General features: G+C 69.5%; 18 protein-coding genes and 1 other RNA gene. 8 read left to right on the forward strand and 11 right to left on the reverse strand.

Annotated features, from left to right (window positions below):
* Positions 1-116: 116 nt before the first annotated feature.
* Together EU805_RS09955 and EU805_RS09960 are read right to left on the reverse strand one after the other, a co-directional pair.
* Positions 117-5,432, reverse strand: a complete 5,316-nt coding sequence (locus tag EU805_RS09955) for a translocation/assembly module TamB domain-containing protein (RefSeq protein ID WP_129763832.1) — start codon at positions 5,430-5,432, stop codon at positions 117-119.
* Positions 5,429-7,228, reverse strand: coding sequence for an autotransporter assembly complex family protein (locus tag EU805_RS09960; RefSeq protein ID WP_129763833.1), 1,800 nt, complete (start codon positions 7,226-7,228; stop codon positions 5,429-5,431). Before EU805_RS09960 ends, EU805_RS09955 begins: the two co-directional genes overlap by 4 nt.
* A gap of 166 nt (positions 7,229-7,394) precedes the next feature.
* Between EU805_RS09960 and EU805_RS09965 the strand changes: the two genes are divergently transcribed.
* On the forward strand, positions 7,395-8,366 hold the full coding sequence (locus EU805_RS09965; RefSeq protein WP_129763834.1) for a membrane dipeptidase: 972 nt from the start codon (positions 7,395-7,397) through the stop codon (positions 8,364-8,366).
* Positions 8,367-8,468: 102 nt separating this feature from the next.
* Here EU805_RS09965 and truA read toward each other — a convergent pair whose 3' ends face one another.
* Positions 8,469-9,254 carry a tRNA pseudouridine(38-40) synthase TruA gene (truA, locus tag EU805_RS09970; protein WP_129763835.1) on the reverse strand — a complete coding sequence of 262 codons (786 nt, stop codon included), beginning with the start codon at positions 9,252-9,254 and terminating at the stop codon, positions 8,469-8,471.
* 92 nt (positions 9,255-9,346) lie between these two features.
* On the opposite strand from truA, the gene EU805_RS09975 reads away from it, so the two are divergent.
* On the forward strand, positions 9,347-10,771 hold the full coding sequence (locus tag EU805_RS09975; protein WP_129763836.1) for a YcjX family protein: 1,425 nt from the start codon (positions 9,347-9,349) through the stop codon (positions 10,769-10,771).
* Between the two features lie 8 nt (positions 10,772-10,779).
* Positions 10,780-11,745: a YcjF family protein gene (locus EU805_RS09980; RefSeq protein ID WP_242494116.1), complete on the forward strand. Its 966-nt coding sequence runs from the start codon at positions 10,780-10,782 to the stop codon at positions 11,743-11,745.
* Positions 11,746-11,788: 43 nt separating this feature from the next.
* Here EU805_RS09980 and EU805_RS09985 read toward each other — a convergent pair whose 3' ends face one another.
* Positions 11,789-12,883 carry a zinc ABC transporter substrate-binding protein gene (locus tag EU805_RS09985; protein ID WP_129763838.1) on the reverse strand — a complete coding sequence of 365 codons (1,095 nt, stop codon included), beginning with the start codon at positions 12,881-12,883 and terminating at the stop codon, positions 11,789-11,791.
* A 122-nt stretch (positions 12,884-13,005) separates the two neighbouring features.
* On the opposite strand from EU805_RS09985, the gene EU805_RS09990 reads away from it, so the two are divergent.
* The 4 genes from EU805_RS09990 to fmt are packed head-to-tail and all read left to right on the forward strand — an operon-like array spanning position 13,006 to position 15,852.
* A complete protein-coding gene (locus EU805_RS09990) occupies positions 13,006-13,410 on the forward strand; it encodes a Fur family transcriptional regulator (protein WP_129764085.1) in 405 nt (134 codons plus the stop codon).
* On the forward strand, positions 13,407-14,138 hold the full coding sequence (locus tag EU805_RS09995) for a metal ABC transporter ATP-binding protein (RefSeq protein ID WP_129763839.1): 732 nt from the start codon (positions 13,407-13,409) through the stop codon (positions 14,136-14,138). The genes EU805_RS09990 and EU805_RS09995 overlap by 4 nt, the downstream gene beginning before the upstream one ends.
* Positions 14,139-14,930: a metal ABC transporter permease gene (locus EU805_RS10000; protein ID WP_129763840.1), complete on the forward strand. Its 792-nt coding sequence runs from the start codon at positions 14,139-14,141 to the stop codon at positions 14,928-14,930.
* Between the two features lie 22 nt (positions 14,931-14,952).
* Positions 14,953-15,852: a methionyl-tRNA formyltransferase gene (gene fmt, locus EU805_RS10005; RefSeq protein WP_129763841.1), complete on the forward strand. Its 900-nt coding sequence runs from the start codon at positions 14,953-14,955 to the stop codon at positions 15,850-15,852.
* A 9-nt stretch (positions 15,853-15,861) separates the two neighbouring features.
* On the opposite strand, the gene EU805_RS10010 is transcribed toward fmt, so the two are convergent.
* Complete coding sequence (locus EU805_RS10010) at positions 15,862-16,488, reverse strand: ribonuclease T2 (RefSeq protein ID WP_129763842.1); 627 nt, start codon at positions 16,486-16,488, stop codon at positions 15,862-15,864.
* 128 nt (positions 16,489-16,616) lie between these two features.
* Here EU805_RS10010 and EU805_RS10015 point away from each other — a divergent pair, with 128 nt between their 5' ends.
* The gene (locus EU805_RS10015) at positions 16,617-17,426 is read left to right on the forward strand and encodes a DUF1013 domain-containing protein (protein WP_129763843.1); all 810 of its coding nucleotides are present in this window, start codon (positions 16,617-16,619) and stop codon (positions 17,424-17,426) included.
* A 75-nt stretch (positions 17,427-17,501) separates the two neighbouring features.
* Here the strand turns inward: EU805_RS10015 and recR are convergent, their stop codons facing one another.
* From recR to EU805_RS10045, 6 genes are all read right to left on the reverse strand, one after another.
* On the reverse strand, positions 17,502-18,095 hold the full coding sequence (recR, locus tag EU805_RS10020) for a recombination mediator RecR (protein WP_129763844.1): 594 nt from the start codon (positions 18,093-18,095) through the stop codon (positions 17,502-17,504).
* A gap of 68 nt (positions 18,096-18,163) precedes the next feature.
* On the reverse strand, positions 18,164-18,508 hold the full coding sequence (locus EU805_RS10025) for a YbaB/EbfC family nucleoid-associated protein (protein WP_129763845.1): 345 nt from the start codon (positions 18,506-18,508) through the stop codon (positions 18,164-18,166).
* Positions 18,509-18,567: 59 nt separating this feature from the next.
* Complete coding sequence (locus tag EU805_RS10030; RefSeq protein ID WP_129763846.1) at positions 18,568-20,328, reverse strand: DNA polymerase III subunit gamma/tau; 1,761 nt, start codon at positions 20,326-20,328, stop codon at positions 18,568-18,570.
* Between the two features lie 103 nt (positions 20,329-20,431).
* The gene (gene rsgA / locus EU805_RS10035; RefSeq protein ID WP_129763847.1) at positions 20,432-21,457 is read right to left on the reverse strand and encodes a ribosome small subunit-dependent GTPase A; all 1,026 of its coding nucleotides are present in this window, start codon (positions 21,455-21,457) and stop codon (positions 20,432-20,434) included.
* A 43-nt stretch (positions 21,458-21,500) separates the two neighbouring features.
* Positions 21,501-21,600: signal recognition particle sRNA small type (ffs, locus tag EU805_RS10040), an RNA gene on the reverse strand.
* 39 nt (positions 21,601-21,639) lie between these two features.
* On the reverse strand, positions 21,640-23,478 hold the full coding sequence (locus tag EU805_RS10045; RefSeq protein WP_129763848.1) for a 5'-nucleotidase C-terminal domain-containing protein: 1,839 nt from the start codon (positions 23,476-23,478) through the stop codon (positions 21,640-21,642).
* Positions 23,479-23,485 lie beyond the last annotated feature (7 nt).

A 23,485-nucleotide genomic window follows, 5' to 3' on the forward strand; every position in this document is an offset into this window, starting at 1 on the left:
CCTGACGGCCACGTCCATCTCTGTTCCGGAAATATCCTCGGGGGGGCCGGGGCCCTGCCCCGGCGGGGGGCAGACAGCCCCCCTCCAAGCCTTTCATGGGCGCGGCGCGTGGCCGCTCAGTAATCCCGCTCGAAGAAGATCCCGATGCTGGTCTCGCCATCCGCCCCGGCGGTGCCCTTGGCGGTGATCTCGTCGGTGATGTCGAGGTTCAGGTTGATCTCCGTCGACCCGTCCGAGCCCAGCGTCACGTCGGTATAGAGGTTGTCCGACAGGTACTTGCCCGCGCGCAGGGCGGCATTGCCCTCGTCGTCCGTGGTCACGTCGAAATCGTCGAGCCCGAGGTTCTGGCGGAACCCGTCGATGAGCCCACCGCCCCCGCGACCGGCCAGCTGCCCCACGGCGGCGGCCAGCTGTACCGCCTGGAACGGAGAGATTTCCGACAGGTCGCGGCCGAAGATGAGCTGCGCCAGCACCTCGTCCTGCGGCAGTTGCGGCGTCGATTCGAAGCTGACCTCCGGCGAATTGGCGGGGCCTTCGACGACGATGCGTACCACGGTTCCGGTGTCCGTCTCGGTGGCTGCGACAAGCCGCAGGTAGGGGACGAAGTCGCCTTGCAGGGTGGCCGAGCCTTCGGTCAGTTCGAACCGCTGCTGCAGGATGTCGACCCGACCCCGGACCAGGTCGAACTGGCCCACGGGCACGATGTTGGCGGTGGTGCCGCCCAGGCTCAACTCTCCACCCAGTTCCGCGTCGAGACCGCGGCCCCGGATGAAGATCTGGTTCGGCGCGCGCACCGTCAGATCCAGCGGATAGACCGGCCCGCCGCCGCCGTCGCCCGCCTCCGAGGCGGCCCCGCCGTCCAGCGCCACGTCCGCGCGGTCCAGGGTAAGGCGCACCGGGGCGCTGGCGTTCAGGTGGGTCACCTCGGGCAATTCGCCCAGCGAACCCACGCCGGAGGAGGGGACCTGCACGTTGGCCTCCGCCACCGTCACCTCGCCCGAGATCAGCGCGCCGCCCGTCAACGCCCCGTCGACCGCGATATTTCCGAAGAGGATCGCCTCGTAGAGCTCCGGGTCGCGCGCCACGACCCGCTGGAAGGCAAGGTCGAGGGCCGCATCGTATCCGCCCGTCAGCGCGATCGGTCCGCCAAGCTGCACGTCACCGCCGCTCTGGACGGTCGCGGTCGCATCGACCTGTGCCTCGGACCCGTTCAGCCGGATGGTGGCGTTGATGTTCTCCAGCGCCTCGGAAATCGCGGGCACCGCGAGCCGTGCGCCGGCCGTGGTCACCTGGCCCGTGATCGAGGTCAGGGCAGGGGGGCCGTTGACCGACAAATCGAAGCGCGCCAGACCGTCCAGCCGCTGCGGATCGATGAAGGTGTTGGCCAGCCCCAGCGGCACCTGGCCGTCGGCGTCGATGTCCAGATCGCCCCCCGGCTGCACGGTACCCGCGGCGCTTGCGGTGATGCCGCCCGGTCCCGTGGCGTCGATGTCGAGCGTGATCGCCCCGGTCGCCGCCCGGCCGATCTGTCCTTGCGCCGTCACCGGTCCGCTCAGCACGTCGGTGAACAGGCCCACGTCCGCCAGGCGCGCCTGCACGGTGCCGGAGGCCGATCCTTGCGTGCCCGCATCGAGCGACCCCGAGGCCGAGACCTGCGGGAAGTTGACGTCGAAGGACCGCACCGTGATGTCGTTCCCGTCCTTGCGGGCGTCGATCTGCACGGTGCCGGTGCCCGCCAGAAGCTGGTCCACCTGCGGGTTGCCGATGGCCAACCCTTGCGTCTGCGCGCGCGCCTGCACGTCCAGCAGGCTGAAGTCCGGCATCACGGTCCCCTGCGCCGTCACGTCGAGCGCACCGGAGATCGGCAGGCCCGCCAGTTGCGAGAACTGCGACAGGTTCGCGACAGAGGCATCCAGATCCGCCGTCACGCGGTAGTCGTCCTCCTGCGGGGCGACCTGGGCGTCGACCGTCACGTCGGTGCCCGACCCTTGCGCGGTCAGGTCGATCTGCGCGGTGCCGGTCGCATCGCGGCTGGCCTGCAGGTCCAGCGTCAGCGCGCCGTTCAGCCCGGTCGCCAGCGCGCCCGCGTCCTTCAGGATCGCATCGATATCCGCCGAAAGCGGCCCCGTCATCCCGCCCGAGGCGCTGCCTTCGACGGTCAGTTGCGGCGTGACCAGCGACAGGTCGCTCACCGCGAAACTGTCCGGGCCGTCGCGGGCGATGCTGCCCTCGATCCGGCCCTGTCCCGCGATCAGCGTATCGACCTGGGCGATCCCCACCTGCAGGCCGTCGGTGGTCCCGTCGACGGTCACGTCGAAGAGGCTCAGGTCCGGCTCCAGCGTGCCCACGAGGTCGATATCGACACCGCCGGCGATCTGGTCCTGGCCCGCGAGGGCCGCATAGGGTGCGAGATCCGGCACCTCGGCCGAGATTTCGCCTGCGATGGCATACCCATCCGCCGGGGCGGCCACCGTCACGTCGGCCACGATGTCCACGCCGGGACCGTTGGCCCGCAGCACGACGTCCGCGACCTCGTCCGCTTCCCGATCGAGGTCCACCTGCGCCGTCAGCGGACCGGTCAGCCCGTCGACCACGAGGCCCACGTCCGCGATCCGCAGATCGAGGTCGGCCTCGGCTTCCCCGGTCAACCCGCCGCTGGCATCGCCGGTGACGGTCAGTTGCGGCGTTGCCAGGTCAAGCCCGGTGACGCTGAAGCGATCCTCCGCGGTCCGTGCGACGCTGCCCGAGAGGCGCCCGGGCCCCTGCAGCAGCGGATCGAGCTGCGCGACCCCCGTCTGCAGGTCCTGCAACGTGCCATCCAGCGTCACGTCGAAGAGGCTGAGGTCGGGCTGCAAGCTGCCGTCGAGCGTCAGGTCGACCCCGCCCGCGATCTGCTCCTGCCCGCCCAGGGCCGCGTAGGGCGCCAGATCCGGCACCTGGGCCGAGATCCGTCCCGCGATCCCGTAGCCGTTCGTTGGCGTGTCCACGGTCACATCCGCGTCGATATCGACGCCGGGACCCGTCGCGGTGAGCACGATATCGGCGGTTTCATCCGCGTTGCGCTGCGCGTCGACCTGTGCGGTGAGCGGACCCGAAAGCCCGTCCACCACCAGGGCCACGTCGGCCACGCGCAGGTCGAGGTCCGCATTCGCCGGTCCTTCCAGACCGCCGCTGGCGTCTCCTGTGACGGTAAGTTGCGGTGTGTTCAGGTCCAGCCCCTCGACCGAGTAGATGGTGCCGTCCGTCACGCCGAAGCGCCCCGACAGCGATCCCGGTCCCACAAGCAGCGGGTCGAGTTGTTCGACGCCGGTCTGCAGATCTTCCATCGTGGCCTCGAGGGTCACGTCCGCCTCGGTCGCGTCGGCAAGGGCCGAGCCTTGCACGGTCAGGTCGATGGATCCGCCCAGGTCACGCTCCACGATCTCGCTGAAGGCCGACAGATCGCCCGCGGTGGCGGTCAGCGTCGCGGTGATGCGCTGCGTGTCGTCCATTGGCGCCGCGGTGCCGGTGGCGGCGAATTCGGTCTGCGGCGCGGTGCCGGTGATGTCGAAGTTGACCAGCCCAGCCTCGTCCCGGTCGGCTTCGCCCACGATCTGCGCGGGGCCGTCGAGGCCTTCGACGATGAGGCCCACGTTCTCGACCGAGATGTTGAAATTGCCGGTGCTGATCGCGCTCGTGAGGTTCGCGCGGGCGGTGACCAGCGCCTCCGGCGTCTCGATCCGCAGGTTGGGCACGCGGGTGCCTTCGGTGTCGCGCACCGCCGTGATCGCCACCGTTCCGGTGCCGGCCAGCACGGGGTCCAGCTCTTCGATATCCACGGCAAGGTCCTGGGTCTGCGCGTCGATCTCGATGTCGAACATGCCGTCGAGCGGCTGGATCGTGGCGTTCACCGTGGCCTCCGCCGCACCGTTGAGGTCCCGGCCCGCCAGTGTGGAGAACCGCCCGATCGCATCGGCGTCGAAGTCCAGTTGCGTGGTGATGACGACCCCCTCGCCGGCGGTGTCGACCTGCGCTTCTGCGTCAAGCTCGATGCCCGGGCCCATGAGGGTCAGGGTCGGGATCTCTGTCGGCGTGCCGGGCACGCGGCGCACGACGATCTGCCCGTCGAGGCTGTCACCGAAGGCTTCCGCCGCACCGGCGTCGTCGAGTTGCAGGCCCGTCGCGGCATAGCCCAGGTCAGCGGTGAAGAGCCCCGGGTCGGTCTCGGTATCCTCGCGGATCGTGCCGCCGCCGGTCAGGGTGATCTCGGCGATGCCGAGGCCGGGCCGGTCGAAGCCCAGGATGTCGAAATCCGCGGTCCAGTCGTCGCCCGTCGTGTCGTCGAACTGCACCGACAGGTCGACCCGGTCGACGTAGGTCGGCGCGCCGCCGATGGGCAGCAGCACCGGCTCTCCGCTGACGTCCTCGATCGTGCCGGTCAGGTCGATGAGCTCGGCCCAGCCGCCGGCGTCGACGCGGATTTCGCCCGCGAGGTTCAGCCGGTCGGCGCTCAAATCCAGGTCGGAGAGCACGAAGGCGCCGTCGTCGCCACGCGCGCCGGTCGCCACGAGAGAGACGTCGGAGCCGAAGAAACCGTCGTATTGATCGGCCAGCAGCGGGGTCAGGTCACCGCCGATGTCCAGCGCGTAGCCGGTCTGCCCGTCCGTCTGGTTCAGCGCGAAATTGCCCGCGATGCGGTCCTCGCCAGAGGTCGCGAGCGCCAGGGTGGCCTCGAATTCGCTCAGCGGCGCCTCGCCCTGTACCGTCAGGCTGAGGGAGGGGCGGTCGGGAATGTTCGCCAGGCGCGCGATCAGCCCGTCTTCGCCTTCCTCGATGGCAAGGTTCAGGCCCAGCACCCGGCTTTCGTTGTCGTAGGCGCCTTCGATGGCGAAAAGGCCGGTCTTGCCGTCGATCCGCCGCGCCTCGATGTTGGTCGTCCCTTCACCCCCCGCGAGAGAGGCCGATCCGGTGAGCGACAGCGCCAGCGGTTCGCCGACGATGGGCTCGCCCAGTTCGATGCGTTGGATGTCGAGTTGTCCCAGCTCGATGCCGACGGGCAGTTCCGGCAGGCTGAAGGGCTGCGCTTCGGCCTCTGGCAGGTCCGTCTCGCCGGAGGTGTTGGGCATCCGGTCGAGGCGAACGCGTTCTGCGGAAAGTTCCTCCACGTCGATGCGCCCGCGCAGAAGCGCGCTGCGGTTCCAGTCCAGGACCACGTCGTCCAGCGTCAGCCAGACGCCGTCGCTGTCGGCCACGGTGATCGACTGGACCGTCGCGCGCGACGACAGCGCGCCCTGGAAGCCGGTGATGTCCACGATCCGGTCGTCGCCCGACAGGTTGTCCTGGATCAGGCGGGTCAGGTAGCCTTCGCCGTCGTCATCCTGGGCCTGGGTGGCAAGGGGCAGGCCGACAAGGGGCAGGGCGGCCAGCGCCGCGGCAAACAGAAACTTTTTCAAAACGCTTGTCCGATCCCGATGTACACTTCGACGGCGCCGAACTGATCGTCACCGTCGGCCGGCGTGCCGACATCCAGCCGGATCGGCCCGATCCCGGTGTCGTAGCGCACGCCAAGGCCCACGCCGGATTGGTCGTCCCCATCCGTCAACGGCGTACTGGTGGCGCCCACGTAACCGTAGTCGTAGAAGGCGACGGCGCTGATCGCATCGGTGATGCCGACGCGCGCCTCGATCTGGGCGCCCGCGTAGGACTTGCCGCCGGACATGAAGGTCTCGTCCCCGTTGGTGATGGGAATGCCGAGCGACTTGTATTCCTGCCCGCGCACGGTGTTGCTGCCGCCGCTGTAGAACAGGTAGTCCACCGGGGCCTCCAGCAGGCCGGGGCCGGAGACGGTGCCCAGCTGACCGCGCGCCGCGATGGTGAACCGGTCATCCGCCCCGAAGCTCGCGTAGCCCCGCCCATCGAGGTAGGCGCGGATCCCGCTGGAGCTGTCGCCCAGCGCGAAGAACGGCGTGGCGCGCGCGTCGACGTAGTAGCCGTTCCTGGCGTTCGTCTCGGAATCGCGGCGGTCGTAGGTGGCCCCGAAGGGGGCGGTCAGCAGCGTGTAATCGCGGGTCCCCAGGTCGGTCTCCTCGCGGGCGACCAGAAGGCCCACGCCGCCCGAAACTTCGAGCTCGTCGGTGATCATTCGGTTCAGCAGCGCCTCGGTGGCGAACTTGCTGACGCGGTAATCGGGCTCGTCCTCGCGCGACAAGGCCGCCGATAGAAGCGCGTCGGTATTGGCGCCGTAGATCGCGGGGATCCGCAAAGCCGTCGACAGGACGTAATCCACGCCGCCGGTGCCGCCGCCCAGGCCGCCCACGGCACCGTCGACGCGAAGATTCTCGGCCCCGCCAAAGAAGTTGCGGTGAATCCAGTAGGACGAGACGCGCACCCCCTCGACCGAGGACAGCTCCAGCCCGAAGCCTACGCGGCGCGGCAGGCTTTCGGCGATGGTCGCGGTGATGGGCAGGGTGTCGCCGGGGGCGATCTCCTCGGCCTCGGTCAGGGCGACGCTGTCGAAGGCCCCGGTCTGCCGCAGGCGGTTGGCGGCGTCGGTCAGCTCCTGCGGGGAATAGACCTGTCCCACGGGCAGACCCGCGATGCGGCGGATGGCCTCGGTGCGCACGTCCTCGTTGCCGACGATGGTCAGCGGGCCGAAGGTCAGGCGCGGGCCGGTCGCCAGCTGCACCGCGGCGTCCAGCCGGTCCTGTTCATGCAGGGCGGTAATCTGCTGGTCCGCGACCTCGACCTTGGCGTAGCCCAGCTCGCGCCAGCGGGTGCGGGCGGCCCCGGTGGCCCCGCGGATCGTGTCGGCGAGGGCCGGCTCGCCGGTCGCGAATCCCTCTGGCAGTTCGGTGTCGGGCGCGATCGGGGCGACCTGGGCGGTGCCGAAGCGGAACAGCGGCCCCGGCTCGACCGAAAGGGCGACGGTGTCGATCCGGTCGGGGGCCTGGAGGGGGGCGATCTGCGCCGCCTCGATCCCGTTCACCCGGATCGAGATCACGCCGCTGTAGTAGCCGGCGGCGTAGAGCGCGGTCAGAAGGCGGCGATAATCGGCGCGGGCGGCGGCGACGTAATCCTGCGGCTGGGGATCGGTTTCGTCGTCGGGCAGAGTGAGCGACAGCGAGGCATCCCGCAGCAGATCGGTCAGGTCCTCGTCCGCGCCGGGGGCCTGCAAGGTGACCTGCTGGGCAAGCGCCGTGCTGGCCAGAAGCGTCGTCAGTCCGCCCGACAGTAACCGTGTGATCGTCATCGTTAATCATCCCGCCCGTTGCCCGAACGTCATAGCGGCTTCTGGGTGAAACGCCAACGCGGCATTCATCATGCCGGGCCTTCCGGCGCAGGGTGTGGAGGCGCCATCACACGATTGTTTGCGATCGCCGTTTACGTGTGCCGCGGGAAGGCTATCTGCCCACGTCATGTTGATCGACAACCTTCAATACGCGAACTGGTCCCGGCGGATCTTCCAGCAGATGCGCGACGGCGGCGTCGATGCCGTCCATGTGACCGTCGCCTATCACGAAGATTTCAAGGCCTGCATCGACCAGCTCGCGCTCTGGAATCGCCGCTTCGAGGACCACGGCGACCTGATCATGCGGGCGACCAGCGCCTCTGATGTGCGGGCGGCGCGGGCGTCCGGGCGCACCGCGATCGTGCTGGGCAGCCAGACCCCCACGCCGATCGGCGACGACATCGGCCTGATCGAGATCCTGCACCAGCTTGGCCTGCGCTTCATGCAGCTGAGCTACGACAACCAGTCGCTTCTGGCGTCGGGCTGCCGCGAGGAGGAGGACACCGGCCTCACCCGCTTCGGCCACCAGGCGGTGCGCGAGATGAACCGCGTGGGCCTGGTGATCGACATGAGCCATTCGGGCGAACGCTCCACGCTCGAGACGATCGAGCATTCGCAGCGTCCCATCGCGATCACCCACGCCAACCCGGCGGGCTGGTATCCCGCGCGGCGCAACGTCTCGGACGCGGTGCTGGACGCGCTAATGGCCTCCGGCGGGATGCTGGGCCTGTCGCTGCACCCCCGGCATCTGAAGGGGGAAGCGGACTGCACGCTGGACAGTTTCTGCGGCATGGTCGTGGACCTCGTGGACCGCTACGGGGCGCGCCAGATCGGCCTGGGCTCAGCCCTGTGCCAGGGTCAGCCCGACAGCGTCGCGGGCTGGATGCGCAACGGCAAATGGACCAAGCGGGCGGAGGATGCGGGGAACGACGAGGGTCCCCCGGCCTTTCCCAAGATGCCGACATGGTTCTGGGACAACCGCGATTTCACCGGGATCCAGGACGGGCTGGTCGGGGCAGGTCTCGACCGTGCTGCGATCGACGGGATCATGGGCGAGAACTGGTTGCGCTTCTACGGGTCGAACTTCGGGCCGACGTGATCCGGCACGGGCCATCGGTCCGCTGCGACAGGGGCGGGTTGCTTGACGTATGGTAGGCAGGGCGTTCCGGAACGAGGTCCTTGAACTGCCGGACCTTGCCGTTCAGCGCAGGGAGGTTTCCGCGTCGAACGGATCGTCCGGATAGCCCACGCCCGCGAGGTAGAGCCCGTGCGGCGGGCAGACCGGCCCGCAGGCGCTGCGGTCGCGCGCCTCCAGCGCGTCGCGGACGCGGGACGTAGGCCAGTGCCCCGCGCCCACCCGTTCGAGCGTGCCGACGAAACTGCGGACCTGGTTGTGCAGGAAGGAGCGCGCGCGGACGTGGATGTGGAAAAGCTGGCCCGCGTGGGCCGGTCGTTCCTCGATCCGCAATTCGTCGAGCGTGCGCACCGGGCTGTCGGCCTGGCAGAGGGACGCGCGAAAAGTCGTGAAATCGTGCCGTCCCAGCAGGTGGTTCGCGCCCTCCTGCATGGCCGCGGCGTCGAGCGGGTGGTTCACCCGCCAGGCGGTGCCCGCTTGGGACGTCAGCGGCGCGCGTCTGGCGATCAGCTTGAACAGATACCGCCGTTCCACCGCCGAGAAACGCGCGTGCCAACCGTCCGGCACCCGCGCGCAGTCCAGCACCGCGACCGGATGCGGCTTGAGGTGATGGTTCAGCGCCTCCGACAGGCGGAACGGATCCCAGTCGCGGGCGAGGTCGCAGTGCGCCACCTGACCCGTCGCGTGGACGCCCGCGTCCGTCCGCCCGGCGGCGGCGATGGTATGGGGGCCGGGTTCCAGCCGGGCGAGCGCCGCCTCGACGGCAACCTGCACCGAGGGTTGATCCGCCTGCCGCTGCCAACCGGCGAAGGGTGCGCCGTGGTATTCCAGTTTCAGGGCAAATCGGGGCATGGCGGCGGGGTAAGCCCGGTGGTCGGCGAAATCAACTACACAACCGACCCCGCAGCCCCTATCTGTCAGGGGTTGCCGAAGGAGACACCCCCGTGGGCCTGACCGATTTCACCGACCAGATCGCGCGTGGCGTGGGCAACGTGGCGGGCGCCGTGACGCGCCCCTTGACGGCCCCGTTCCAGGACACGGTGATCCGGCTCGGCGTGACCGGGCTCAGCCGGGCGGGCAAGACCGTCTTCATCACCTCGCTGGTGGCCAACCTGATGAACCGGGGCCGCATGCCGCAACTGCGCGCGGCCGCCACGGGGGCGATCCAGGCGGCCTATCTGCAGCCGCAGCCCGACGATACGCTGCCGCGGTTCGATTACGAGAATTACCTGTCGCAACTGACCGCCCGCGACCCGCGCTGGCCAGAGGGCACGCGCCATATCTCGGAATTGCGACTGTCCTTGCGGGTCCAGCCTTCCGGCATGCTGGCGGGGATCCAGGGGCCGCGTACCGTGCATCTCGACATCGTGGACTACCCCGGCGAATGGCTGCTGGACCTTGCCCTGCTCGAGCAGGACTTCGCCACCTGGTCCGCCGCCGCCCTGGGCCGGGCCGAGCGGCGTCCCAAGGGGGCGGCGTTCCTGCGGGCCCTGGCCGAAACCGACCCGACCGCGAAACTCGACGAGCCACATGCGCAGAAGCTGGCGCAGGCCTATACCGACCATCTGCAGGCCGCGCGGGCGGAGGGGTTCTCGGACTGCACGCCCGGGCGGTTCCTGCTGCCGGGCGATCTGGCCGGAAGCCCGGTGCTGACCTTTGCGCCGCTGCCGCCCGGCACGGCCCCGCACGGGTCGCTCGCGCGGGAATTCGACCGCCGGTTCGAGGCCTACAAGCGCCACGTCGTGCGCCCCTTCTTTCGTGACCATTTCTCGCGTATCGACCGGCAGGTGGTTCTGGTCGACGTGCTGGGGGCGATCAACGCAGGCCCCCGCGCGCTCCATGACCTGCGCCAGGCGATGGCCGAGATCCTGACCGCCTTCAACCCGGGCAAGAACGGCTTCATCTCGCGCATCTTCCAGGGCCGCCGGGTGGAGAAGATCCTGTTCGCCGCCACCAAGGCCGACCATTTGCATCACACTCAGCACCCGCAGTTGACCGCGCTGACCAAGGCGCTGCTGCGCGATGCCCGCGACCGCGCGGATTTCGCCGGTGCCGCGACAGAGGCGCTGTCGATCGCCGCCCTGCGCACCACGGTGGAGGAGACCGTCGATCATCGCGACGGCCCACTCGACGTGGTGCGCGGTCGCCTGCTGGACAGCGGCAAGGAGGCCGCCTTCTACCCCGGGCTGCTGCCCACCGATCCGTCGCATCTGCTGTCGCCCGCGCGCGACGGGGCCGACGCCTGGGGGATCGGCGACTACAAGGTGATGCGCTTCGCCCCCGCGACGCTGACGCTGGACCCGGGCGAGGGGCCGCCGCACATCCGGCTGGACCGCGCCGCCGAGTTCCTGATCGGGGACCGGCTGTGAAGGGGCCCGTGCTCATCGACCTCGACGCGCCGTCGAAGGTCACGCCCGCCACCGCCCCCGCGATCCAGGACGAGGCGCCGCAGGGGGCCGCGATGCAGACCGTCGCGGCCATCGCGGCGCGGCGACGCAACCCGCTGGTGCGCTGGTTCTGGTCGTTGCTGCTGACGTTGATCGGCTTCGCCATCTCGCTCGCGACGTGGAGCTACCTCGGTCACCTGATCGACCGTTCGCCGCTTCTGGGCATGTTCTTCGCCGCCCTCGTCGTGCTGTTCCTGTGCGTCTGCGCGGCCATCGCGATCCGCGAGGTCATGGCCTTCGTCCGGCTGGGACGCATCGACCGCGTCCAGACCCGGGCGGCCCAGGCGCACCTGGAAGGGGATCTGAAGGAAGCGCGGGGGGTGGTCGACGATCTGGCCACGCTCTACGCCAAGCGGGAGGACACCGCCTGGGGCCGCGCGGAACTGGCCGACCGCCGGGCGGAGGTGCTGGATGCCGACGGTTTGCTGAACTTGGCCGAACGCAGCCTGCTGGTGCCGCTCGACACCCGTGCGCTGGCCGAGGTGCAGGCCGCCGCCCGGCAGGTGGCGCTGGTGACCGCGGTGGTGCCGCTGGCGCTTGCGGATGTCTTCGCGGCGCTGACGGCCAACATCCGCATGATCCGGCGCATCGCCGAGATCTACGGCGGACGCTCCGGCACGCTGGGCAGCCTGCGGCTGGTGCGCACGGTGCTGACGCACCTGGTCGCGACCGGGGCCGTGGCGGTGGGCGACGACATGATCCAGTCGGTCGCCGGTGGCGGGCTTATGTCGAAGGTTTCCCGCCGCTTCGGTGAGGGGATCGTGAACGGTGCCCTGACCGCCCGGGTGGGCGTGGCCGCCGTGGAGGTCTGTCGCCCGCTGCCGTTCCAGGCGGTGAAGCGCCCCTCCGTCACGCGGCTCGTGCAGCGCGCGCTCACCGGGCTCTTCGGCGGCTAGCGGATAGTCGGGGCCCCGAGGAGGGGCCCCGGTCAGGGCTTGGTCAGGACGCCGTGCACTCGGCCAGGGTCGCGGCGATCTGCTGTAGCAGGTCGGAGTAGAGGTCCGGCCCCGGTGTCAATCCCGCGCCGGTCGCGTTGACGAAGCCGGTGCGGGCCGAGGTGCCTTCGGTCAGCGTCGCGGCCCGGTTCTCGTTGGTGTTGCTCTCGGTCAGGACGCAGGTCACGGTGCCGTCCTCGACCATTTCGCGCAGGTCGCCGACACGGCCGGGGCCGGGGGCCGCCGCGTCGCCCTCGGCCACCGCCGCGGCCGAGGGCGTGTCGAAGCGCGCGCCGAAGTAACCCATGAAGTCATGCGGGGCGAGCCAGGTGCCGCGCGCGCTTCCGGGCAAGGCCTCGGCCACGTCTTCTTCCAGGGTCGCAAGCCGGGTCGTGGCGTCGTCAGCGTTCTGGGTGTAGATGCCGGCGTTCTCGGGATCCGCCTCGATCAGCGCATCGCGGATCGCACCGACCCAGACGACCGCGATCTGCGGGTCGAGCCAGGCATGCGGGTCCAGGCCGGTATGGTCATGGTCGTGATCATGGTTGTGGGCCTCCTCAACGGCGTGATCCTCACCGCCTTCGGCAGCATGGTCATGGTCGTGATCGTCGTCGTGATCTCCGTGATCATGGTCCGCGTGGTCGTGCTCTTCATGATCATGATCCGCGTCGGCATGGTCGTGGTCATGCTTTTCGTCGTGATCGTGATCGTGATCGTCTTCGCCCTCTGCGTGATCATGGGCCGCATCGGCTTCGGCATACATGCGCGGGGTCCAGCCGTCGGTGTCCAGCAGGGTCAGGATCTCCGCGTCGGAGGCGAGGCTGGACAGGGGATCTTCCAGCCAGGGCGTCAATTCGGGGCCGACCCGGACGACCAGGTTTGCCGCGTCGAGCTGTCGGGCAACGGTGGGGCGCAGTGTCAGGTTGTGCGCATCCGTGCCGGGTTCGATCAGAAGGTCGGGCGTGCCGAGGCCGTCCATAACCTGTGCGACGAGGCTGTGGACGGGGGCGATGTCGGCGATCACGCGCGGGACTTCGGCCTGCGCGGGCAGGGCGAACGTTGCGGCAGCTACGGTGCCGAGAAGCTTGAGACGTGTCATGGAACCTCTTGCGGGTCAGGGGTGAATCGGCTACGCAGTGATATGTTATAACACTTCTGGGATGGCAAGCCTTGGCTTCGACCTTCGACGCACATGATCACCGATCCTGCATCGCCGCGGCGATGACCCATGCGGAGCGGGCGGATCTGCGGCTGACCCCCGTGCGGCGCCGCGTGCTGGAAATCCTGCTGGAAAGCCACGCGGCCATGGGGGCCTACGACATCCTGGCGCGGCTCAAGGCCGATGGCCTGGGTGATCAGCCGCCGGTCGTCTACCGCGCGCTGTCCTACCTCGTGGAACACGGGTTGGCGCACCGGATCGAGCGCCTCAACGCCTTCGTCGCCTGCGCCCGGCCAGAGGACGCGCACGACCCGGCCTTCATGATCTGCCGCACCTGCCGCAGCGTGCATGAATCGACCGTGGCCACGCCGCTCGACCACGCGGCGCGGGCCAGCGGCTTTGAAATCGAACGCACGGTCATCGAGGCCGAGGGGCTTTGCCCCGCCTGCCAGGAGCCCGCCCCATGACCTTGCTGAGCGGTGCGGACCTTGCCGTGCGCCTCAATGGCAACGACATCCTGCGGGATGTCTCCCTGTCTATCGCGGCGGGGGAGATCGTGACCCTCGTCGGGCCGAACGGGTCGGGCAAGTCGACCTTGCTGCGCACGCTCATCGGCGCGCTGACGCCCAGCCGGGGACGGGTGACGCGCGCCCGCGACCTGCGGATCGGCTACGTGCCGCAGAAGCTTGCGATCGACGCGACGCTTCCCCTGACGGTCCGGCGGTTCCTCGATCTGCCCCGACCGGCCGCCAAGGCCGAGGCGCAGGCCGCGATGACCCGGTGCGGCGTGGCCCATCTGGCGAAGCGGCAGATGGCGGATCTGTCCGGCGGCCAGTTCCAGCGCGCGATGCTGGCCCGCGCGATCCTGAACCGGCCGCAGGTTCTGATCCTCGACGAGCCGACGCAGGGCCTCGACCAGCCCGGGGCGGCGCAGTTCTACCAGTTGATCGAGCAGGTCCGGCAGGACCTCGGCTGCGGCGTGCTGATGGTCAGCCACGAGTTGCACGTGGTGATGAGCGCCTCGGACCGGGTGATCTGCCTCAACGGGCACATCTGCTGCGAAGGCACGCCGGAGGTCGTCTCGGCCGCGCCGGCCTACCGGGAGCTGTTCGGCACCGGCACCGGCGGGGCGCTGGCGCTCTACCGGCACGATCATGACCACCACCATCATCACCATCACGAGGCGGCGCAGTAGATGCTGGACGATTTTCTGGTGCGCGCGGCGCTGGCCTCGGTCGGGACGGCGCTGGCGGCAAGCGTGCTTGGCTGTTTCGTGGTCTGGCGCAGGCTGGCCTACTTCGGCGATGCGACGGCGCATGCCTCGATCCTGGGCGTGGCACTGGCGCTTGCGTTCAACCTGTCGGTCACGCTGGGGGTCGGGGCCGTGGCGCTGGTCGTCGCACTGACGATCCACCGGCTGGACGACCGGCGGCAAAGCAGCGACGCGATCCTGGGCGTGCTGGCCCATGGCGCGCTGGCGCTCGGTCTGGTGGCGGTCGCCCTGCTGTCGGGCGCGCGGATCGACCTGGAAAGCTACCTCTTCGGCGACGTGCTCTTCGTCAGCGCGCGCGACGTCGGCGTGATCTGGGCCGGGGCGGGGGCGGTCCTGGCGGTGCTTTGGTGGCATTGGTCGCCCTTGCTGATCGCCACGTTGAACCCGGATCTCGCGTCGGCGTCCGGCGTCGATCCCCGGCGCGAGAAGCTGGTCCTGACCCTGCTGCTGGCCGCCGTCGTGGCGGTGGCGATCAAGGTGGTGGGCGCGCTGTTGATCACGGCGCTCCTGGTGATCCCGGCGGCGGGTGCGCGGCACCTGGCGCGCAGCCCGGAAGGCATGGCCCTGATCGCGGCCGGTATCGGAATCGCGTCGGCGGGGCTTGGCATCGGCGGATCGCTGGCGCTGGACACGCCCACCGGGCCCACGATCGTCTGCGCGGCCGTTGCACTCTTTGCGTTGGCGACCCTCGTCCCCCGGGTCGTCCTGCGCTAGGTCACCCTCCAGGAGGTTCCTTATGCGCATCGTCTTCATGGGCACGCCCGCTTTTTCCGTCCCGGCCCTCGATGCCCTGTTCGAGGCAGGGCATGAGATCGCCGCGGTCTACACCCAGCCACCACGTCCTGCCGGGCGCGGCAAGCGCGAACGCGCCTCCCCCGTGCAGGCGCGCGCCGAGGAACTGGGCCTGTCCGTCCGCCATCCGGTCTCCCTCAAAGGGGCAGAGGCGCAGCAGGATTTCGCGGCGCTCGGGGCCGAGCTCGCGGTGGTCGTGGCCTACGGGCTGATCCTGCCGCAGGCGGTGCTCGACGCGCCCAAGAATGGTTGCCTGAACATCCATGCCTCGCTTCTGCCGCGCTGGCGGGGGGCGGCGCCGATCCACCGGGCGATCATGGCGGGCGACAGCCAGTCGGGCGTCTGCATCATGCAGATGGAGGCGGGCCTCGACACCGGGCCTGTGCTGCTGCGCGAGGCCACGCCCATCGGAGAGAGCGAGACCACGGGCGAGTTGCACGACCGCTTGTCCGAGATCGGCGCGCGGTTGATCGTCGAGGCGCTCGCCGCCTTGCCGGAGTTGCGCCAGTCGCCGCAACCGGAAGAGGGCGTGACCTACGCCGCCAAGATCGACAAATCGGAGGCGCGTGTGGACTGGACCCGCCCCGCGGCGGAGGTCGACGCCCATATCCGCGGCCTCTCCCCGGCGCCGGGGGCCTGGTGCGAGATCGGCGGCGAACGGGTCAAGCTGCTGGGCAGCACGGTCGCGGACGGCGAAGGCGAGCCGGGTCAGGTGCTGGAGGGGCTGACGGTGGCCTGCGGGACCGGTGCGGTGCGCATCACCCGGTTGCAGCGCGCCGGCAAGAAACCTGTCGAAGCCACGCAGGCCCTTCAAGCGCTCGATCCCGGGCCCTTCGTGCAATAGGGTCCGACGTCAGTCGATGGCGCTGAAGGCGGCGCTGGGCAAGGTGCAGTCGCGGATCACGTCCATCCCGCAGTCGCGCGGTTTCAGGTCCTTCGTCAGGCAGATCCGCGCTTCCTGGATCGCGCCGCCGCGGCAGGTGACGGTCACGCCGTCGGCGGTGAGATCGGGGTTCGTGTCCAGGAACGCCTCTTCGATGAGCAGGGCGGGCAGGGTCACGTCCCGGTTCAGGGCGCGGAAGGCCTGCGGAATCTCGATGCTGTCGAAGGCCGCGCGGGACAGGGCGAAATAGGCCTGAGAGGACAATCCCGAACAACTGCCGTGCTTGTTCCACTGGTGCCAGGCCAGGCCTGCGGTGCCCATGATGTCGGCCATCTCTGCGGTGTCGCGGCGCGAGGGTGGGGGATAGGCGGATTGGCAGTCGGCGGGGTAGCCCACCTCGTGCTGGGGCCAGAGCCCGTGCAGCACCCAGCCGTAATCCGCCCCCGGCGCGCATTGTGGCGAGTTGCGCGCGCGGCCGACGCTGTCGCACCAGTTGGGCGACCAGGACAGGGCCATAACGTAGTAGTCGAAGTCCCCGGGCGTGTCGGCCGCGGCCCCCTGCGCGGCCAGGGCGGCGGCGGCGATCCAGCGATACATTTGCGGTCTTTCCAAGTTCGGCTCATCTGACTATATACCACCCAAGTTCCCCGACAATGTGAACCCGGCCCCCGCGGTCCGCCCCTTCAAGGGCCCGGGACAGGCTTGTCCAGACAGGAGATAGGACGATGGCAGAAAACAAACCGATCATGGCCAAGGCGACCGCCGTCTGGCTGTGCGACAACACCACGCTGACCTTCCGGCAGATCGCCGAGTTCTGCGGCATGCATGAGCTGGAAGTGCAGGGCATCGCGGACGGGGACGTGGCCCAGGGCGTGAAGGGGTTCGATCCCGTGGCCAACAACCAGCTGACCCAGGAAGAGCTGGATCGCGGCATGGCCGACCCGTCGCATAACCTCAAGCTGAAGTTCTACAAGGCCGCCGTCGGCGAGGAAAAGCGCCGCGGTCCGCGCTACACGCCGCTCTCCAAGCGCCAGGATCGGCCCGCCTCGATCTTCTGGCTGGTGAAGTTCCACCCCGAGCTGGCGGACAGCCAGATCTCCAAGCTGGTGGGCACCACCAAGCCCACGATCCAGGCGATCCGCGAGCGCACGCACTGGAACATCAACAACCTCGAGCCGATCGACCCCGTGGCGCTGGGCCTGTGCAAGCAGTCCGAGCTGGACGCCGCCGTGCAGAAGGCCAACGCCAAGCGCGCGGCCGAAGGCCTGGCGATGACCGACGACGAACGGCGCAAGCTGGTGTCGACCGAAAGCAGTCTTGGCGCCGATCCGTCCGAGCCGAAGATCCCCGCCTCGATGGCCGGGCTCGAGACCTTCAGCCTGAGCGAGACGGAAACCGAATCCGAGGAGGAGGTCGAGGACACCCGCGACGTGAGCGACGCGGACAGTTTCTTCAACCTGCCCGACGACGCCGATGCGCGCAATGACGACGAGGACGAGACGGACGACGACAGCGACATGCGCTCCAAGCCGTAAGCGGGCTGCACTCGAGGCAAAGACCCGCCGGAGCGATCCGGCGGGCCTTTCGCGTCGCGGTCGGCAGGGGCGGGATCAGATCGTCCTGCGCGCATTCAGCGCGGCGGTGATCGTTCCGTCGTCGAGGTAGTCGAGCTCTCCGCCGACGGGAACACCCTGGGCGAGGGTGGTGACCTTCACGCCCGGCAGGCTGTCGGCGATGTAATGGGCCGTGGTCTGGCCGTCGATGGTGGCCCCCAGTGCCAGGATCACCTCGGTCACGTCCTCCGCGGCGATGCGGTCGATGAGGCGGGGAATGCGCAGATCCTCGGGGCCCACGTCGTCGAGCGCCGAAAGCGTCCCGCCGAGCACGTGATAGCGCCCGTGGAAGACGCCGCTGCGCTCCATCGCCCAGAGGTCCGAGACGTCCTCCACCACGCAGATCTGCCCGGTGGCGCGCTTGTTGGAGGTGCAGATCTCGCAGATGTCGGCCGTGGCGATGTTGCCGCAGTTGAGACATTCGCGCACGGTGGCGCCGACCTGCGTCATCGCGTCCGCGAGCGGAGTCAGCAGCAGCGCACGTTTCTTCACGAGATGCAGCACCGCACGGCGGGCCGAGCGGGGACCGAGGCCCGGGAGCTTGGCCATGAGCGCGATCAATTCCTCGATGTCGGGCGGGGTGTCGGACATCTAGCGGCTTACTGTGTAAGCCGCGCCTCCGGCGGGAGTTTTCTTGGCCAGATGAAGGGAGGGCGCGCTCAAAACGGCATCTGCATGCCCGGCGGCAGGCCCATGCTTTCGGCGATCTTGGCCATTTCCGCTTGCGCCCGCTCGGCGGCGCGCGATTGCGCGTCCTTGATCGCGGCGAGGATCAGGTCCTCCACCACTTCCTTCTCGTCGCCGTTGAAGATCGAGGGGTCGATGTCGAGGCCGGTCAACTCGCCCTTGGCGGTGGCGGTGGCCTTGACGAGGCCCGCGCCGGATTCGCCCGTGACGGTGATGCCGTCCATGTCCTCCTGGGCCTGGGCGAACTTGGCCTGCATCTCCTGCGCGTTCTTCATCATCTTGGCCATGTCGCCAAGACCGCCTAGTCCTTTGAGCATCCGTCTCACTCCTCTTGGTGTTGTCTGACAGGTATGGCCGGGGCGGCGGTCCCGCAAGGTCAGTCGTCGTCGAAGGGATCCCATTCCTCGTCGACCTCCGGCAGGGCGTCCTCTGCGGCTTCGCGGGCGCGGTCGGCTTCCGTCTCGATCGACTTGATGCGGGCCTTGGGAAAGGCGGCCAGCACCTGCTGCATCAGGGGATGGGCCAGCACGCTGGCCTCGGCCTCGCGCCGGGCGGTGTCGCGGACTTCCGCGATGGTGGGCCGGCCCTCGGCTGCGCTGACGATGACGGCCCAGCGGTTTCCGGTCCAGGCCTGCAGCCGCGCACCCAACCGTTGGGTCAGGTCGGCGGCCGCGTCGTCGGTCGGGTTCACCTCGATACGCCCGGGCTGGTAGGAGACGAGCCGCAGGCCGGTCTCCACCTCGACCAGCAGTTTCACGTCGCGGTGGTAGCGGATCAGCTCGACGACATCCTCGAAGCGGGCGTAATGCGCGAGCGCCTCGGTCGCGAGTTGGGGGGCGGCACTGGCCGAGGGGCCCGAGGGGCCGCCGTGGGTCGGCGCGGGCGGCTGCGAGACGGACGCCGAGACGGGCCCCGCCGGGCGCGCACCGCCGCCGCCGCCACCGCCACCGCCGCCGGGACCGGCGGGGGGCGGGGTCGCATCCTTGAGCTTTTTCACCAGCTCCTCCGGCGTGGGCAGGTCAGCCACGTGGGTGAGGCGGATCACGGCCATTTCGGCGGCCATCATGGCGTTGGGGCTTTGGGCGACTTCCTCCAGCGCTTTCAAGAGCATCTGCCACATGCGGCTGAGCACGCGCATCGGCAGGTCGTGAGCCATAGACAGCCCGCGGGTGCGCTCGTCCGGCCCGACGGTGGGGTCCTCGGCCGCGTCGGGGGTGATCTTGATGACGCTGACCCAGTGCGTGACCTCGGCCAGGTCGCGCAGGATCGCCATCGGGTCCGCGCCTTCGGCGTATTGCGCGGAGAGTTCGGTCATCGCCTCTGCCGCCTGGCCGCGCAGGATCATGTCGAAGAGGTCCAGCACCCGCCCGCGGTCGGCAAGTCCCAGCATGGCGCGGACCTGGTCTGCCGTCGTCTCCCCCGCGCCGTGGCTGATCGCCTGGTCCAGCAGCGAGGTGGCATCGCGGGCCGAGCCTTCGGCGGCACGGGTGATGAGCGCCAGCGCGTCGTCCGAGATCTCGGCACCTTCGGCGCCCGCGATGCGGCGCAGCAGGCCGATCATCACCTCTGGTTCGATCCGGCGAAGATCGAACCGCTGGCAGCGCGAGAGCACCGTGACGGGCACCTGCCGGATCTCGGTCGTGGCGAAGATGAACTTCACGTGGGCGGGCGGTTCCTCCAGCGTCTTGAGAAGCGCGTTGAAGGCCGACTTCGAGAGCATGTGCACTTCGTCGATGATGAAGATCTTGTAGCGAGCCGAGACCGCGCGGTAGCTCACCGTCTCGATGATCGCGTCGCGGATGTTCTGGACGCCGGTGTTGGAGGCGGCGTCCATCTCGATCACGTCGACGTGGCGGCCTTCCATGATGGCCACGCAATGCTCGCAGACGCCGCAGGGTTCGGTCGTGGGGCCGCCGTTTCCGTCGGGACCGATGCAGTTCATGCCCTTGGCGATGATCCGGGCGGTGGTCGTCTTTCCCGTGCCCCGGATGCCGGTCATGATGAAGGCCTGCGCGATGCGGTCGGCCTCGAAGGCGTTCTTGAGCGTGCGCACCATCGCGTCCTGACCGACGAGGTCGGCGAAGGTTTCGGGCCGGTACTTGCGGGCAAGCACCTGGTAGGCGGGCTGGTCGGTCATGGGGCGCCTTCGGATGGGATCGGGCAAAGACTACGCCCCGCCCGCGGGCAGGGCAACCACGGGCAGCGGGCGGGGCAGGGGCCTGCGGGAACGCGCGGGGGTGTCAGCGCCGTTTCTTCTTGGTCCGGACGGCGGCGTTCACCTTCTTGGACAGCCGTTTCTTGCGGGCGTGGGATTCGGCGACCGTTTCCGTGGCGACCTCGTCCTCTCGGCGCAGCTTGTTGTACCGGCGCAGGCGGTCTGCGTCGATCCGGCCCGCATCGACGGCGGCGAGGACGGCACAACCCGGCTCGCCCTCGTGCTTGCAGTCGCGAAAGCGGCACTGGTCGGTGAGGGCGCTGATCTCGGGGAAGGTGGCGTCGATACCGGCGGCGACATCCGCCACGCCCAGCCCGCGCATGCCGGGGGTGTCGATCAGCCAGCCGCCCTGCGGCAGGCGGTGCAGGCTGCGCCCGGTGGTGGTGTGGCGTCCGCGGGCGTCGTCCTCGCGGATCTCCTGCGTCGCGGCCTGTCCGCCGGTCAGCGCGTTGGTCAGGGTCGTCTTGCCGACGCCGGAGGATCCGGCGAGCGCCACGGTGCGCCCGGGCCCGCACCAGGGGGCGAGGATCGTCGCCACGTCGGCGCCCTTGGCGTTCAGCGCCACGACCGGCAGGTCGGGGCCCAGCGCCCGCGCCTCCGCGATGTAGGCGGCCGAATCCTCGGCCTGATCCGCCTTCGTCAGCAGGATCACCGGGGTGATGCCCGCGTCATGGGCCAAGGACAGGTAACGCTCCAGCCGGGCCACGTTGAAGTCGGCATTGCAGGACGTGGTGATGAAGAGCGTGTCGAGGTTCGCCGCGATCAACTGGCGCGCGCCGGTGGCGTATTCGCGCCCGCGTTGCAGCGTCGTCGCGCGGTCGAGCCGGGTCAGCAGACTGGCGGCGGCGGGATCGCAGAGCACCCAGTCGCCCACCGCGATCTCTGCCGCGGAGGTCCCGGGATCGAGCGCAAGATCGAGCGGACCGTCGGGGCCGAGTGCCGCGACCTGCTTGCGATGGACCGAGCGGATCCGGGCCGGCGTGCCGTCCCGTCCTTCGGCCTGATCGGCAAAGAACGCGGTCCAGCCCAGGTCCGCAAGAACCTTATCCATGCGGTCTGCGGGTCCGGATCATCGACGGCCTTGTGACAGGGGCGGGGGTGAGAGACTGCAGCGACCCAGGCGGAAATCGTTGTGGCTGCTACCTTCCGGTCCTGACCAGGTTGGCGAAGCGCCTGCCCGCGCAGCCTCTCACGCGCAGATATAGGCGCGTGGCGGGTCGGTTGCAACCCGGCTCAGGGGACAAGGTCCAGCCGGTATAGGGCGAAGTCGTCCGCGCCCTTGGGGCCTGCGACGTGCTGCACGCCGGGCGGCATCGCGTCGACGGCGGCCGGGGCGCTGGGGAACAGGACGGCCGTCTGCGCCGCGCGTGCGAACTGCCAGACGGGCGGGGCCGCGCGGGGCGTCACCTCGCCCGTGGACAAGGCCTCTATCAGCAGCGCGCGCAAGCCCGATTGTGTCTCGTGGATGATGTCCGCAGGCGGTGCCGTCACGAGCCCGCCGCCGCCGTGAGCGCGGTAGCTGCTTGCGGCGACCACGACCGGAGTATCGTCCTCCAGCGGCGTGCCGTTCAGCCTTACCTGTCGGATCCGGCTGGAGCGGTCGAAGGCGCCGTCGTTGGAGGGGGGGCGGGTCAGGTCGATCGTGTAGGTCAGGCCGTGGATCGTGTCGAACTGGTAGGGGGCCATGGCGCCGGTCGCGAGCCGGGCGTCGCGGGTGCCCGGATTTACCCCGGCGAAATAAGCGGCGCTGCGCTCCAGCCACTGGCGAACCTGCCAGCCGCGTCGCAGCACGGCGCTGACCGGGTTGTCGAAGGGGGCCAGCGCGTGACAATCGCGCAGCCGCAAGGGGCCTGCGGGTATGTCGATGAAGTTGCGCGGGCCCGCGTGCCCTCCGGCGCGGAAGGGGGCGGTGGCGGAGAGGACCGGCAGCCCTTCGAACGCGGTCCCGCCCAGCGCCTTGCGGATCGCGTTGCATTGGGTGCGGGCAAGCAGATCGGCGGTCGGATCGTGCCCGATGGCGGCAAAATAGCTCGTCAGGCGCAGCGGGCTGTCGCAGACGGGTATGGCAAGCTGCGCGCGGGCGCGGGCGTGTGCCTTGGCCAGCGGGGGGGACGGCGCCGGCAGCGGTTTGCCGCCGTCGGAGACTGCGGGGCTGGCCGGGATCAGGGTGACGCGATGGTCGATCACGCGCCAGTTGCCCTGCGGGTCCACGCAAAGGTCCAGGTCCATCTGGCCCAGACATTCGCCGTGCGATCCGGGCATCATCGCGGGCGTGCCGTGAAGGGTGGCCCGCTCCACGTCCGCGCCCTCGACATCCCGGAAGGCGGGGCCGGGGAAAGTCTCATGCAGATGTCCCATCAGCACCGCGTCGATCCCGCGCAACCGGGCGAGCGCCGCGGCGGGATTCTCCAACTCCGGATCGGTCGACTGGAACGCCGGGCCGCCGTGGCACAGGGCCACCACGAGGTTCGCCCCGGCCCTGCGCAGGCGCGGCAGCTGGGTCAGGGCGGCCGAAAGCGCATCCTCCGATGTGAGGTTTCCTTTCAGCTGGGCCGCGCTCCACTCGGTCACCTGCGCGGGGGTGAAGCCCATCACCCCGATCCGCAGGGTGCGCGCCTGTCCGTCGGAGAACGTCACCCGCCGGTCCAGGATCACCCAGGGATCGACGTAGTGATCGACCGGGCCGGTGCGCAGGTTGGCGGCGACGATCCCGGCCTTGGCTTGGCTCAGGGTGCGCGTCAGGAACGCCAGCCCGTATTCGAACTCGTGGTTGCCCAAGGCGATCGCGTCGTAGTCCAGCCGGTTGAAGGCGGCGATCATCGGATGGGCCTGGTCGGGATCCTCCGGCAGCGCGTCGGCCAGTGGGGATCCTTCGAGGAAATCCCCGGCGTCCAGCAAGAGGGTCGGCAGACCGTCCTTTCGCGCGTCCCTTATCGGCGCGACGAGGCCCTGCAGGGACCTGCCCTGCGTGTCGCGGTCCGCCAGGTAATCGAAGGGCAGAAGCTGCATGTGCAGATCCGTGGTCTGCAACAGCCTCAGGGTGGTGGTCGGTGGCGCTGGGCCGTCTTCCATCAAAAGA

It is taken from the genome of Salipiger sp. IMCC34102 (genome assembly GCF_004145405.1).
Taxonomy (GTDB): domain Bacteria; phylum Pseudomonadota; class Alphaproteobacteria; order Rhodobacterales; family Rhodobacteraceae; genus Loktanella.

Excerpts from the sequence above, each read along its gene's own strand:
- EU805_RS09960 (WP_129763833.1), bottom strand. The coding sequence starts at position 7,228 with ATGACGATCACACGGTTACTGTCGGGCGGACTGACGACGCTTCTGGCC.
- EU805_RS09965 (WP_129763834.1), top strand. The coding sequence starts at position 7,395 with ATGTTGATCGACAACCTTCAATACGCGAACTGGTCCCGGCGGATCTTC.
- truA (WP_129763835.1), bottom strand. The coding sequence starts at position 9,254 with ATGCCCCGATTTGCCCTGAAACTGGAATACCACGGCGCACCCTTCGCC.
- EU805_RS09985 (WP_129763838.1), bottom strand. The coding sequence starts at position 12,883 with ATGACACGTCTCAAGCTTCTCGGCACCGTAGCTGCCGCAACGTTCGCC.
- EU805_RS09990 (WP_129764085.1), top strand. The coding sequence starts at position 13,006 with ATGACCCATGCGGAGCGGGCGGATCTGCGGCTGACCCCCGTGCGGCGC.
- EU805_RS09995 (WP_129763839.1), top strand. The coding sequence starts at position 13,407 with ATGACCTTGCTGAGCGGTGCGGACCTTGCCGTGCGCCTCAATGGCAAC.
- EU805_RS10000 (WP_129763840.1), top strand. The coding sequence starts at position 14,139 with ATGCTGGACGATTTTCTGGTGCGCGCGGCGCTGGCCTCGGTCGGGACG.
- fmt (WP_129763841.1), top strand. The coding sequence starts at position 14,953 with ATGCGCATCGTCTTCATGGGCACGCCCGCTTTTTCCGTCCCGGCCCTC.
- EU805_RS10010 (WP_129763842.1), bottom strand. The coding sequence starts at position 16,488 with ATGTATCGCTGGATCGCCGCCGCCGCCCTGGCCGCGCAGGGGGCCGCG.
- EU805_RS10015 (WP_129763843.1), top strand. The coding sequence starts at position 16,617 with ATGGCAGAAAACAAACCGATCATGGCCAAGGCGACCGCCGTCTGGCTG.
- recR (WP_129763844.1), bottom strand. The coding sequence starts at position 18,095 with ATGTCCGACACCCCGCCCGACATCGAGGAATTGATCGCGCTCATGGCC.
- EU805_RS10025 (WP_129763845.1), bottom strand. The coding sequence starts at position 18,508 with ATGCTCAAAGGACTAGGCGGTCTTGGCGACATGGCCAAGATGATGAAG.
- EU805_RS10030 (WP_129763846.1), bottom strand. The coding sequence starts at position 20,328 with ATGACCGACCAGCCCGCCTACCAGGTGCTTGCCCGCAAGTACCGGCCC.
- rsgA (WP_129763847.1), bottom strand. The coding sequence starts at position 21,457 with ATGGATAAGGTTCTTGCGGACCTGGGCTGGACCGCGTTCTTTGCCGAT.
- EU805_RS10045 (WP_129763848.1), bottom strand. The coding sequence starts at position 23,478 with ATGGAAGACGGCCCAGCGCCACCGACCACCACCCTGAGGCTGTTGCAG.